This window comes from Pelagibius sp. CAU 1746 (genome assembly GCF_039839785.1).
Classification (GTDB): Bacteria; Pseudomonadota; Alphaproteobacteria; order Kiloniellales; family Kiloniellaceae; genus Pelagibius.
Genome location: NZ_JBDOQT010000001.1, coordinates 1,639,092 through 1,651,777, shown reverse-complemented (window position 1 = coordinate 1,651,777; position 12,686 = coordinate 1,639,092). Strand labels below are relative to the sequence as shown.

The window sequence follows — 12,686 nt, the reverse complement described above, 5'->3', positions numbered from 1 at the left end:
ACAAAGGGCCCGGACAGTCGCAAAGGAGGATGCTCACAAGGGTATCGTGTCGTGTTTCCTCCAGCGCGTCTCGAGGCTCTTTCCGCGCAACGCGGCGAAGGCCCGCGCGATGCGCCGGCGCGAGGAATGCGGCATGATCACTTCGTCCACGAAGCCGCGCTCGGCCGCGACGAAGGGATTGGCGAAACGCGTCTCGTACTCGCGGGTGCGTTCCGCGATCTTCTCGGGATCGCCGAGCTCGGACCTGTAGAGAATCTCCGTGGCCCCTTTGGCCCCCATCACGGCGATCTCCGCCGTCGGCCAGGCATAGTTGATGTCGGCGCCGATATGCTTGGACGCCATCACGTCATAGGCGCCCCCATAGGCCTTGCGCGTGATCAGCGTGACCATGGGGACCGTCGCCTGGCTGTAGGCGAACAGCAGCTTGGAGCCGTGCTTGATGACGCCGCCGTGCTCCTGCGTCGAACCGGGCAGGAAGCCCGGCACGTCGACCAGCGTCAGGATCGGGATGGAATAGGCATCGCAGAAGCGGACGAACTTGGCCGCCTTCCGCGACGCATCGATGTCCAGGCAACCGGCCAGGATCATGGGCTGGTTTGCGACAACCCCGACCGTCTCGCCTTCTATCCGCAGAAATCCGGTAATGATATTCCTGGCGAAGGCTTCCTGAAGTTCGAAGAAGTCCTGCTCGTCGGCGATCGCAAGGATCAGTTCCTTCATATCGTAAGGCTTCGCCGAGCTGTCCGGGATCAGCGTGTCGAGCTGCATCTCGATGCGGTCGGGATCGTCGCAGGACGGCCGGGCCGGCGCCTTCTCGCGATTGTTCAGCGGCAGAAAGTCGAACAGCCGCCTGACGGCCTCCAGCGTCTCGATATCATTGTCGAAAGCCGCATCCGCCACCGAGGACTTTTCGGTGTGCACGCGGGCGCCGCCCAGGTCCTCGGTGGTCACGACTTCGTTGGTCACCGTCTTCACCACGTCGGGCCCGGTGACGAACATGTAGGAGGTGTCGCGGACCATGAAGATGAAGTCCGTCATCGCCGGAGAGTAGACCGCGCCGCCCGCGCAGGGGCCCATGATCACCGAGATCTGAGGCACCACGCCCGAGGCCTCGACATTGCGTTTGAAGACCTCCGCATAGCCGGCGAGCGAGGCGACGCCTTCCTGGATTCGCGCGCCGCCCGAGTCGTTCAGCCCGATCAGGGGCGCGCCGTTGCGGGCCGCCATGTCCATGATCTTGCAGATTTTCTGGGCGTGCGTTTCCGAGAGGGAACCGCCCAGCACGGTGAAATCCTGCGAGAAGACATAGACCAGGCGCCCGTTGATCGTGCCCCAGCCGGTCACCACCCCGTCGCCGACGACCTTCTTCTCCGCCATCCCGAAATCGACCGCCCGATGGGTGACGTACATGTCGAATTCCTCGAACGAACCTTCGTCCAGAAGAACCTCCAGGCGTTCGCGGGCGGTGAGCTTGCCTTTGGCGTGCTGGGCATCGATACGCCCCTGACCGCCGCCGAGGTGGGCTTCGGCCCGCCGCTCGGCGAGTTGCTCGAGAATGGCCCGCATCAGCGCCTCCAGACCCGGCCACAGTGCCTCCGGTCCCCGTGGGTGGCTCCCCCGCGGCCGCGCTTCGGCGCCGCCGGGCCGTGCCGGAGGCCGCACCCCGCGCCTTGCTGAACCACTTCGCGTAAGAAGATCACCTTCGCCCTCCGACTTCGCCGCGGATCTCATGCCCGCCGGAATGCACCTAGCCGCCGCCAAGGGCGAAGAAAAGAATTGAAGGGCGCGATTGCAAAATATAGCTTTTTGCGAATTGCAAATAGCAAAGTTGCGAAACAATGTCTAAGAAGCTCTATATCGGCCGGAAAATCCGGGAAATCCGCGAAGCGCGCGAGGCGACGCAGACCGCTTTCGCCAAGCTTATCGGCATATCCACCAGCTACCTCAACCAGATCGAGAACAACCAGCGGCCGGTCTCCGCGTCCGTCTTGCTGGCGCTCGCGGAAAACCTGCAGGTCGACATCGCCTCCCTCTCCGTCAGCGACGGAGACCGGCTGCTGTCTGCTCTCTCCGAAGCCTTGGCGGACCCGCTGTTCGACACTTACAGGCCCAACCTCCAGGAGGTAAAGCTGGTCGCTCAGAATGCTCCGGGAATCGCGCGGGCGTTGATTTCCTGCCACCAGGCCTTCCGAAGAAACAGCGAACAGCTCACCAGCCTGGACGCGTCCATCAGCATGAATCTCGGTTTCGCCGAACCGACGCCCTATGAAGAGGTGCGCGATTTCTTTCACTTCGTCGACAACTACATCCATGAGATCGACACCGCCGCCGAGCGCATGGCCGGCGAACTCGGCATCGGCAACGGAGAACCCGGAACGATCCTCGCCGCCTATCTGGAAGAGCGGCACGGCGTCCGCATCACCCGTGACGGCACGGCAGGGCCTTTCATCCGGCTGTTCGACCCGAAATCGAAACTGCTGTTTCTGAATCCTCACCTGCCTTCGGCCACCCGGAACTTTCAGATGGCCTTTCAGATCGGTCAGTTGGAACTGGAGGGCACGGTCGACACCCTGGTCAGGAACGCCGACTTCCATTCCGAGGAAGCCAACGAAGTCTGCCGTGTCGGGCTCTTCAACTACTTCGCAGGCGCCCTCACCCTGCCCTATCGGACATTCCTGCGCGCCGCCAAGGAACTGCGCCACGACCTCGAGCTGCTCGCCGGCCGCTTCGGGGCAGGCCTGGAGCAGGTCGCCCACCGCCTAAGCACTCTGCAGCGGCCCAGGCACAAGGGCGTTCCGATATTCTTCGCCCGCATCGACCGCGCCGGCAACATCACCAAGCGCCATAGCGCGGCAAAGCTGCAGTTCGCCCGCTTCGGCGCCGCCTGTCCGCTGTGGAACGTCCACCAGGCCTTCGAGAAGCCCGGCCGCATCATCCGCCAGCTGGCGGAAACGCCGGACGGCGAGCGCTATCTCTGCATAGCGAGGGAACTGAACAAGGGCGAGCAGGGCTTCCAGGCGCCGCGGCGGCACTACGCGATAGCGCTCGGCTGCGAGATCTCCTTTGCCGGCGACTTCGTCTACGGGGATGGGCTCGACCTCTCCGACCGGGCCGCCTTCGACCCTATCGGCATCTCCTGCCGTATCTGCGAGCGAACGAATTGTCCACAACGCGCCATACCGCCGCTGTCGAGCCGGCTGAAGGTGGACCGCAACAGCCGCACGGCGGTCCCCTATAGCATTCGCTGACGGCGCGCCCGGCAAGCGGGCACGCCCTACCGATCAGCCGCCGCCGTCGTCCGGATCCCGCCGGCGGCGGGCCGCCCCATCACGCCCGCGGCGCGAGACCGGTGGGCGCGCGCCGCGTAGCCTCGACGGCCGCCGTCCCGCTTCCTTCATCGAAAGGACTTGTCGTAACGATCAGTTCAATGCGTTGGACCGGCGACCGCCTTGCCGTCAACATCGCCGCCGATTCCCACCGACACTCCTAAGCTGGTTCCATGTCGCCGACCGACCTTTCGACGAACGTTTCTGTTTCCGACCCGCAATCCTCGCCGTCTCGCCCTTCATGGCAAGCCGCCGGCAACTTTCTGGCCGGCATTCTGATCGCCGCCGGGATCGCCGCCACGGCCTTTGCCCTGCACCTGCTGCCGGTCATGGACCGTCTGAGTCCTTTGATCCTGGCGGTCACCATCGGCATCGTCTTCGGCAACACGATCGGCGTGCCGGGCTTCGCGCGCGCCGGCGTGACTTTCTCCATGCGAACCCTGCTGCGTGTCGCCATCGTCTGCCTCGGGGCGCAGATCACCTTGCCGCAGCTTCTCTCCATCGGCGCCGGCGGCGTCATCGTGACCGTCGCGACCTTGCTGGCCACCTTCTTCATCACCATCGCGCTGGGCCGCGCCTTGGGAGTGGAGCGGAAGCTGACCCAGCTCATCGCCGCAGGCACCGCGATCTGCGGCGCTTCGGCGATCGTCGCCACCAGCACGACGACACGCGCCAGCGAGGAAGACACCGCCTATGCCATTGCCTGCGTGACCCTGTTCGGCACCGTGGCGATGCTCTGCTATCCCCTGGTCCTGCCGCTGCTGGGCCTCGGCCTCGATCACTACGGCCTTTGGGTTGGGGCTTCGATCCACGAGATCGCGCAGGTCGCCGCCGCCGCGTTCCAGGTATCCAGCGACGTCGGCGAACACAGCATGATCGTGAAACTGCTGCGGGTGCTGCTGTTGGTGCCGCTGATCTTGTGCCTTTCCATGAGCGAAGCCCGGCGGCGGGACGGGACGGCCCCCTCGGCCGGGCGGCAGCCGTTTCCCTGGTTTCTGCTGGGCTTTGCCGCGGTCGTGGGCCTGAACAGTTTTGGCGTCATCCCGGCAGACGCCAAGAGCTGGATCACCTCGGCAAGCAGCCTGCTCTTGACGATGGCGCTTGCCGCCATGGGCCTGGCGGCCAATGTCAGAAAGCTGGCGGACAAGGGGATCCGTCCGCTGGTCCTTGGAGGCGCCTCTTCACTCTCCATCGCCGGTTTCAGTCTGCTCCTGATTCTCGCCTTCCTTAATTAGCCTCGACTACCTCGAGCAAAAGGGGCATGGTCCCGCCGGCTCGGCATCACTAGCAAGACCCGGGGCTCCCTGCCTTGACATTGGAACAGTTGCGCATCTTCGTGGCGGTGGCTGACACGCTGCACATGACCCGCGCCGCACGCGAGCTCAACCTCACGCAATCGGCGGTGAGCGCGGCTGTCGCCGCCCTCGAGAACCGCCACGGCGTGCGCCTTTTCCACCGCATCGGGCGGCGCATCGAACTGACCCAGGCCGGAAAGCTTCTTCTCTCCGAGGCCAGGGCGGTTCTGGCCCGCGCGGCGGCCGCCGAGCGCGCCCTGATCGAGCACTCGGAGCTCCAGCGCGGCTCGCTCGCCATTCACGCGAGCCAGACCATCGCCAACTACTGGCTGCCGCCGATCCTCCACAGATACCGGCAGCGCTATCCCAAGATCGCGGCCAGCCTGACGATCGGCAACTCGCGCCAGGTTGCCGAGCAGGTCATCGAGGGCGGTGCCGATCTGGGTTTCGTCGAGGGCCCGATCGACGAACCCGCTTTGGCCGACCGCCCCCTGGCGGGCGATACCCTCACCCTTGTGGTGGGGACCGGCCATCCCTGGGCGCGGCTCGACCGGCTCGACCCTGCGCGTCTCACCGAGTCCGATTGGACGCTGCGCGAGCCGGGATCTGGAACGCGCGCCGAGTTCGATTCGGCGCTACGGTCTCTAGGGTTCGGGGTTGACCGGCTCCCGGTCACCTTGGAACTGCCCTCCAACGAGGCCGTTCGAGCGGCGGTCGAGGGCGGGGCCGGGGCGACCGCGATCTCGCGTCTGGTCGCCCAGGCCAGCCTGCGCTCCGGTGCCTTGCACGAGCTGGACTTTCCTTTTCCCTCGCGGCCTTTCCATCTTCTGTGGCATCGCGAACGGTCCCGCAGCCATGCGACGGAGGCCTTCATCGCCATGCTGCCGGAGGCATCGGGAAGCGCGTGACGCCACCGCTCGGCTTCCCGGCACTACTCTCCCGGTAGTTCCGGGCCAGCCGCCTCAGTAAGTGGCGCGCCCGCCCGAGAGGTCGAAGACCGCGCCGGTCGAAAAGGAGTTCTCGGCGGTGCAAAGCCAGGCGATCATGGATGCGGCCTCATCGACCTCGAGAAACCGCCCGCGGGGGATCTTCGAAAGCATGTAGTCGATATGCTCCTGCGACATCTGATCGAAGATGCGCGTCCGCGCGGCTGCCGGCGTGACCGAGTTGACTGCGATGTCCAAGTCCGCGTTCTCTTTGCCCATGGATTTCGTCATGCCGATCACCGCTGCCTTGGAGGCGGAATAGGCGCTCGCGCCCGGATTGCCCTCCTTGCCCGCAACCGAGGCAATGGTCACGATCCGGCCGAAGTTGGCCTTTCGCATATAGGGAAGCACGGCCCGGCAGCAGTGGAAGACCCCGTCCACGTTAACCTTCATGATCCGGCGCCAGTCATCCAGCCCATAGTCATGCAGCGGCGCGTTCGGGCCCGCCAGGCCCGCGCTCGCAACCAGCGCGTCCACACGGCCGTGATCCTTCACCAAATCCGCAGCCGCCGTCTCGACGGCCTCGGCATCCGTCACATCGACGGCCCTGCCCTCGCAGCCCAGGCGCTCGGCCGCTGCGGCCACAAGCTCGGCGTCGAGGTCCCAAAGAACGGCCTTTGCCCCGCCGGCCGCGAGCCGCTCGGCGACGGCGAGGCCTATGCCCTGCGCCCCGCCGGTGACCACCGCGACGCGCCCCGACAGATCGTATGAATTCATCGCTTCCCCACTTTCCTGACTCCGTGCTTGATTGTCCTGTCGTATAAAAAGTAATACTATAAGAACATCATTTTACAGGAGATCAAGATGAAACTTGTCCGAGTGGGAGCCCCAGGGCGCGAACGCCCTGCTGCGATTGCCGCGGATGGAAGTATCCGAGACCTTTCCGCGCATCTCGGCGACATCGGAGGTGACGCGCTCGGCGACCTTGGGCGGCTCGCAGACATCGACTTGTCGGCGCTCCCCAGGCTGGCGGAGGACGAAAGGACCGGCGCCTGCGTCGCCAACGTGGGAAAGGTCGTCTGCATCGGTTTGAATTACTCAGACCATGCCGCCGAGGCAGGGATGCCGGTGCCGGACGAGCCGGTGATCTTCATGAAGGCGACCAGCGCGCTTTGCGGCCCGAACGACGACGTCCTGCTGCCGCGCGGCACGGAGAAAGCCGACTGGGAGGTGGAGCTCGGCGTGGTCATCGGTCGTACCGCCTCGGAGGTTTCGGAAGCCGACGCCCTCGGCCATGTTGCGGGCTATTGCATCGTTCATGACGTTTCCGCCCGCGACTTTCAGCTTGATCGCGGCGGTCAGTGGGTCAAGGGGAAGAGCGCCGACACCTTCGGCCCCATCGGCCCGTGGCTGGTCACGCCGGAGGAGGTTGGCGACCCCCAGAACCTGGCCCTGTGGCTGGAAGTGAACGGTGAGCGGATGCAGGACGGGTCGACCGCGACCATGATTTTCGGCGTCGCCTATCTGGTATCCTACGTATCGCAGTTCATGTCGCTGCAACCCGGCGACATCATCTCCACAGGCACCCCTCCGGGCGTGGGCATGGGGCTGAAACCCCACCCCCGATACCTCTCCGATGGCGACGTCGTCCGCCTCGGCATCGATGGGCTCGGCGAGCAGCGGCAGGTCGTCCGGTCGAAGGGCGGCGCCAAATGAAGATCGAAACGGTCGATTTCTGGTACCTGCGGATGCCCGTCGTCGAGAACATCGGGGACGGCAGCCAGGACGCCTTGCTGGTACGGGCGCGCGGCGGCGGGCACGAAGGCTGGGGGGAGTGCGAGGCGGCCCCCCTGACCTCGATCGCGGCGGCCTTCGCGCCGATGTCGCACGAGGCGTGCAAGCCGGTGCTTGACGGTGTCATTGGCGCGGAGCTAAATGACCCTTCGGATATCCACCGCCTCACCGACCGTCAGCGCCGGGCGTGCATGGATCATCTTCAAGCACCGCATACCTGGTCGGGAATCGAGATTGCTCTGTGGGATCTGTTGGGCAAGGCTCGCGGAGCGCCGGTCTGGTCGCTGCTGGGGCACGCCGCCTCGCATCCGAAACGGCCTTACGCCTCGGCGCTCTTCGCAGATGACCCTCAGGGTACGCTGGAGAACGCGCAGGCCGCCATCAGGGCCGGCTTCAGCGCCGCCAAGTTCGGTTGGGGGCCTTTTGGCATGAGTTCCGTTACCGAAGACCGCGACCACGTACAGGCCGCGCGCGAAGGCCTCGGCCCCGATGCCCTGCTCCTGGTCGATGCGGGCCAGGCATTCGGACGCGATGTCGACAAAGCCCACGCCCGGATGGCCGCCCTGTCGGAAGCGAAGGTCGGATGGCTGGAGGAGCCGTTCGGCGGCGAGTGCCATGCCCAGTATGCCGAGCTTAAGCGGCGCGGCGGCTGCGTGCCGCTGGCCGGCGGCGAAGCGGCGCATTCTTTCGAGATGGCCGAGCACGCCATAGAGTTCGGCCAGGTGGATTTCATTCAGATCGACACCGGCCGCATCGGGGGCATCGCCCCCGCCGCGCGCGTCGCGGAGCTGGCGGCCGGCAGGGACCTGCGCTTCGTCAACCATACATTCACGTCGCAGCTCGCGCTCAGCGCATCGCTGCAGCCCTTCGCGGGCTATGCGTCCTTCGATCTTTGCGAATATCCTGCCGCGCCGAAGCAGCTCGCCATAGACATCGCCCCGGCGCTGCCGCTCGAGGACGGAGGTCGCGTCAGGGCCCCCGATGCGCCGGGCCTGGGCGTGTCCGTGGACCTTGCGGCGCTGAAACCCTACATTCAGGATGTCGCAATCGAGATCAACGGCGAAACTCTCTATCGAACGCCTCCAATCTAGGACGCCAATGCCTCAGCCAAGCCCAGTAAGCTCAAGTCTGCACGCCCGTATCGCGGAGCGACTCGGGCGTGACATCGTAAGCGGCCAGATCGCCGAAGGCGCGCTGCTGCCCGGTGTGGAGGAACTCCGGGAGCAATTCGGGGCGTCCCGCGTGATCGTCCGGGAGGCGATCAGGACGCTTGGGGCAAAGGGCTTGGTGTACAGCAGGCGCCGGATGGGGACCCGCGTCGCCGAGCGGGCCGGTTGGAACCTCTTCGACGAGGAGGTTCTCGCCTGGGTCATGGCCGAAGGCGGCGCCAGTGCTTTCCTGACGGCCTTCGTCGAGTTCCGTCTCATGGTCGAGCCCGACGCCGCAGCCCTGGCGGCCGAGCGTGCGTCACAGGAAGACCTTGCCCCCCTTCGGACGAGCGTGGACGCAATGGAGAACGCGTCGGGGGACCTGGCGCGCTTCCATGACGCCGACGTCCACTTCCACCTCGCGCTTCTGAAAGCCAGCACCAACCCCTTTGTGGCAGGCCTCGGCCGGGCGTCTCAAACCTACCTCGACATCTCGTTCCGGCTCCAGGAAGCGAACGTCGACGAGAGCACCATTCAGGAGGAAGTCGAGATGCACCGCCGGCTTCTCGACCTGATCGAGACCGGTGAGGCGGAAGAAGCACGGCGCGAATGCCGCCGCATCATCATGAGCGGCAAGCGGGCTCTTGAGCGCAGCCTTCAGAAGGTGGCCGTCAATCCGCCATCGACCGTCAGCACCGCGCCGGTGACATAGCTGGCGGCATCCGACAAGAGAAACGCGATGACGTCCGCGATCTCTTCGGGCCGTGCCGGCCTGCGAAGCGGCAGCCGGCCGCCCTCCACGTAAAACCTATTGAAGGCGTCGGTGGTCGTTTCGTCGACCCCGTCGACGACGGACATGGCGGTGCGCACGAAGCCGGGCGCGACGACATTCGCACGAATGCCGTGCCGGGCCAGATCGATGGCGAAGCCCCGCGTTGCGGCCTCGATCGCGCCCTTCGAGGCCGCATAGGCCGCTGCGCCGGGCTCCGTCGCGGCCGCGTGGATCGAGGAGACGGCGACGATGCGGCCATCGCCCTTTGCGATCATGCCCGGGGCGAAGGCGCCGACCAGGCAGGCATAGGCCTCGATATTCACGGCCTGCACGTTTCTCCAGACCTCGGCATCGAAGGCCTCCGTCGGGAGTTCCGCCGCAATGGCGGCGTTGTTCACAAACAGGGACGGCGCCCCATAGCGGCTTAGGATCGCTTCAGACGCCCCTTCAACCGCCGAGCGGTCGGAAAGATCGGCAGCCACGGCAACTGCGCCCGGCAGTTCCGCCGCCATCAGGTCCAGCTCTTCCGAAGGCCGCGCCACCAGCGCCACACGCGCGCCCCGGGCCGCCAGAACGCGGGCGGTCGCGGCGCCAATTCCACGGCTCGCGCCCGTGACGACGGCGAAGCGCCCTTCAAACTCCGGGCCGTGTTCCTTACTCATGCGGGGTTCTCCACCGGCGCGACCGTCGTGCCCGCCGCGTCGAAAAGGTGCGCGTCCTCGACGTCAAATCGCACGCCCACCCGGTCGCCGGCGCGTTCCGAAGCGGTCCCGGAAACGACGACAACCATCGGATCGTCGCTGCCGACATTCAAATGCACATGCGAATGGCTTCCCAGCCGCTCGACGGCGGCGACCTCGGCACGGATCAATCCGTCTTCGGGCGGACCTAGCGTAACCGCCTCGGGACGGACCCCCAGCGTCAGGGCACCATGGGCGGGACGCCCCGGCCAGCGCGCCGCGTCGACCGCCCCATCGGCGCCAAGCCGGAGCGAGGCGCCGTCCGCTTCGGCAGGAATGAAGTTCATCGGCGGCGCTCCGAGGAAGCCGGCGACGAACCTGTTCGCCGGCCGGTGATAAAGGTCCAGCGGCGCGCCGGCCTGTTCCACGCGGCCGGCGTTCAGCACGACGATGCGATCGGCCATGGTCATAGCTTCCACCTGATCGTGGGTCACGTAGATCATCATCGCTCCCAGCTCCTTCTGAAGCCGCGCCAGCTCGACGCGCATCTTTCCCCGAAGCGCGGCGTCGAGGTTCGAGAGCGGCTCGTCGAACAGGAAGAGCTCCGGGTGGCTGACGATGGACCGGCCGATCGCGACCCTCTGGCGTTGCCCGCCCGAGAGCGCTCCCGGCCTGCGCTCGAGAAGGTCCGTCAGAGACAGCATCGCTGCGGCAGCGTTCACTTCGGCTTCGCGCCTGTCTTTCGGAACGCCCCTGATGCGGAGGCCGAAGTCGATGTTCCGCCGCGCCGACATGTGGGGATAGAGGGCATAAGTCTGGAACACCATGCTGACCCGCCGGTCGGCCGGCGCCAGTCCATCGATCCGCCGGCCGTTCAGATGAATCTGCCCCGCCGTGACGCTCTCGAGCCCGGCGATCATACGAAGCAGCGTCGATTTCCCGCAACCGGAAGGACCGACGAAAACCACGAATTCACCCGGTTCGATGCTCAGATCGACAGACTTAATGACTTGCTCGGCGCCGAAGCTCTTCCTCACGGCGCTTGCCGTTAGTCCCTCCATTAAGTCTCCTTACTTGACGGCGCCGGCCATGAGGCCGCGGATGAAGTATCGCTGAAACGCGAGGTAAAGCGCGAGCATCGGCAGGCTGGCCAATGTCAGGCCCGCCATGGTCAGCGGCACGTTGTTGTTGTAGCGCCCTTGAAAGACGCTGATCCCGGCCATCAGCGTCCGGCGGTCGTCGTCCTGCAGGAAGATGATGGCCACCAGCAGGTCGTTCCAGACGTAAAGCGCGTTCACCACGACCAGCGACAGCAGCGCGGGCATCGACAGCGGCAGGACGACGCTCAGGAGAGTTCGAAACGAACCGGCTCCATCGAGGGTCGCCGCCTCGAAGAGTTCGTTGGGCAAGGTGCGGAAAAACGTCGTGAGCAGGAAGACGCCGAATGGCGTGATGAGCCCCGCATAGATGAGGATCGTTCCTCCGAAGGTGTTGATCAGCCCGAGCTGCGTGTAGAGCACGAAGAGGGGAACGATCATCGTCACGGGCGGCACGACCATGAGAGACGTGCTGACGCCCAAGAGCACGTTGCGGCCGGGGAAGCGCATTCTCGCGATCGCATAGGCGGCGAGCACTGCGACCACCGTACTGAGCAGCACGGCGCCGCCGGTCAGCAGCAGGCTGTTCAGTCCCCAGCGGAGAAAGGGATGTTCCACCAGAGCGGAGATGTAGTTTCCGAGGCTCGGGTCGGACGGCAAGGCCACCTTCCGGGCCGCATACTCGCCTGCGCTGCGGAGGGATGTCACCACCATGAAGACCGACGGAGCCAGGGCGATGACGCCGATCAGGGCAAGCGGAAAGTGTGTCCAGGACGGCCGCACTAGTCTTGCCCCCTTCTGCGGAAGACGAAATAGGGCACCATCACCACCAGGCAGACTGCGAGAAGCATGATGCAGACCGCGGCGGCGATGCCCGGCAGGCTCATGCGGGTCAGCGCGTTGAAGACGTAGAGTTCGAGCACCATGGTCGAGGTGCCCGGCCCGCCGCGCCCGCCGCCGATCATGTAGACGTAAGCGAAGATGGCGGAGACCATGGTGATGATACCGAGGACGCCGAGAAACTCGATGACGCTCCAGCTCTGCGGAACGATGACGTGGCGCAACCTCTGCCACCAGTTCGCGCCTTCCAGCCGCGCGGCCTCGGTGTGGCTCTCGTCGATGCTCATCATGCGCGCCAGGACGAGGATCGTCCCGAGAGCGGCTTCGCGCCATGTGATGACGCTCGCCAGAGTGAACAATGCGACATCGGGCGATCCGAGCCAATCGAGCGCAACGCCCTCGAGCCCGGTGCCCCGCAAGGTCTCGTTCACGGGACCGTCAAACTGCAGCATCTGCTTCGCAATCACGGCGACGACCGGGATCGCGAGAATGAAGGGAAGGAAGACGATCGAGCGCATCATCTTCCAGCCGGCGGGCTGCTCGTTGAGCAGCGCCGCCGCAAAAACCGACAAGCCCAGCAAAACCGGAATCGCGAGCAGAAGCTGAAGGTTGTGGCCGACGGAGGTCCAAAAAAGGTCCTGGCCGAGCACCAGCTTGAAGTTCTGGAACCCCACCCAAGGCCCATCGATGCCGCGAACCATCTTGAGGCTGAACTCCACCATCTTGGCGACCGGATATCCGAACACGAAGAGCAGGAGCGCCACGAGGGGAGTGACATAGAGATAGGGTTCGAGGCGGGATCGCATGA

General features: G+C 65.4%; 12 protein-coding genes. 6 read left to right on the top strand and 6 right to left on the bottom strand.

Annotation, left to right across the window (positions count from 1 at the left end):
• Positions 1-33: 33 nt before the first annotated feature.
• Entirely contained in the window at positions 34-1,566 is a 1,533-nt protein-coding gene (locus AAFN88_RS07805) for an acyl-CoA carboxylase subunit beta (protein WP_347519593.1), read from the bottom strand.
• Positions 1,567-1,838: 272 nt separating this feature from the next.
• On the opposite strand from AAFN88_RS07805, the gene AAFN88_RS07800 reads away from it, so the two are divergent.
• From AAFN88_RS07800 to AAFN88_RS07790, 3 genes are all read left to right on the top strand, one after another.
• On the top strand, positions 1,839-3,248 hold the full coding sequence (locus AAFN88_RS07800) for an XRE family transcriptional regulator (RefSeq protein WP_347519591.1): 1,410 nt from the start codon (positions 1,839-1,841) through the stop codon (positions 3,246-3,248).
• Positions 3,249-3,499: 251 nt separating this feature from the next.
• Entirely contained in the window at positions 3,500-4,561 is a 1,062-nt protein-coding gene (locus tag AAFN88_RS07795; RefSeq protein ID WP_347519589.1) for a putative sulfate exporter family transporter, read from the top strand.
• Between the two features lie 74 nt (positions 4,562-4,635).
• Entirely contained in the window at positions 4,636-5,529 is an 894-nt protein-coding gene (locus tag AAFN88_RS07790) for a LysR substrate-binding domain-containing protein (protein ID WP_347519587.1), read from the top strand.
• Positions 5,530-5,583: 54 nt separating this feature from the next.
• On the opposite strand, the gene AAFN88_RS07785 is transcribed toward AAFN88_RS07790, so the two are convergent.
• Positions 5,584-6,291, bottom strand: a complete 708-nt coding sequence (locus AAFN88_RS07785; RefSeq protein ID WP_347519585.1) for an SDR family NAD(P)-dependent oxidoreductase — start codon at positions 6,289-6,291, stop codon at positions 5,584-5,586.
• A 120-nt stretch (positions 6,292-6,411) separates the two neighbouring features.
• On the opposite strand from AAFN88_RS07785, the gene AAFN88_RS07780 reads away from it, so the two are divergent.
• Genes AAFN88_RS07780 through AAFN88_RS07770 form a run of 3 tightly spaced genes read left to right on the top strand, consistent with a single transcriptional unit; the run spans position 6,412 to position 9,201 of the window.
• On the top strand, positions 6,412-7,263 hold the full coding sequence (locus tag AAFN88_RS07780) for a fumarylacetoacetate hydrolase family protein (RefSeq protein WP_347519583.1): 852 nt from the start codon (positions 6,412-6,414) through the stop codon (positions 7,261-7,263).
• Positions 7,260-8,432 (top strand): mandelate racemase/muconate lactonizing enzyme family protein, encoded by a 1,173-nt coding sequence (locus AAFN88_RS07775; RefSeq protein ID WP_347519581.1) that lies wholly within the window; start codon positions 7,260-7,262, stop codon positions 8,430-8,432. Before AAFN88_RS07780 ends, AAFN88_RS07775 begins: the two co-directional genes overlap by 4 nt.
• Before the next feature lie 7 nt (positions 8,433-8,439).
• Positions 8,440-9,201, top strand: coding sequence for a FadR/GntR family transcriptional regulator (locus tag AAFN88_RS07770; RefSeq protein WP_347519579.1), 762 nt, complete (start codon positions 8,440-8,442; stop codon positions 9,199-9,201).
• Here the strand turns inward: AAFN88_RS07770 and AAFN88_RS07765 are convergent.
• From AAFN88_RS07765 to AAFN88_RS07750, 4 genes are read right to left on the bottom strand one after another with little or no spacing between them, the layout of a single operon-like run.
• On the bottom strand, positions 9,147-9,923 hold the full coding sequence (locus AAFN88_RS07765; RefSeq protein ID WP_347519577.1) for an SDR family oxidoreductase: 777 nt from the start codon (positions 9,921-9,923) through the stop codon (positions 9,147-9,149). The genes AAFN88_RS07770 and AAFN88_RS07765 overlap by 55 nt on opposite strands.
• Entirely contained in the window at positions 9,920-11,002 is a 1,083-nt protein-coding gene (locus AAFN88_RS07760; RefSeq protein WP_347519575.1) for a sn-glycerol-3-phosphate ABC transporter ATP-binding protein UgpC, read from the bottom strand. The genes AAFN88_RS07765 and AAFN88_RS07760 overlap by 4 nt, the downstream gene beginning before the upstream one ends.
• Before the next feature lie 9 nt (positions 11,003-11,011).
• The gene (locus AAFN88_RS07755) at positions 11,012-11,821 is read right to left on the bottom strand and encodes a carbohydrate ABC transporter permease (RefSeq protein ID WP_347519573.1); all 810 of its coding nucleotides are present in this window, start codon (positions 11,819-11,821) and stop codon (positions 11,012-11,014) included.
• The gene (locus AAFN88_RS07750) at positions 11,821-12,684 is read right to left on the bottom strand and encodes a sugar ABC transporter permease (protein WP_347519571.1); all 864 of its coding nucleotides are present in this window, start codon (positions 12,682-12,684) and stop codon (positions 11,821-11,823) included. Before AAFN88_RS07750 ends, AAFN88_RS07755 begins: the two co-directional genes overlap by 1 nt.
• Positions 12,685-12,686: the final 2 nt, after the last annotated feature.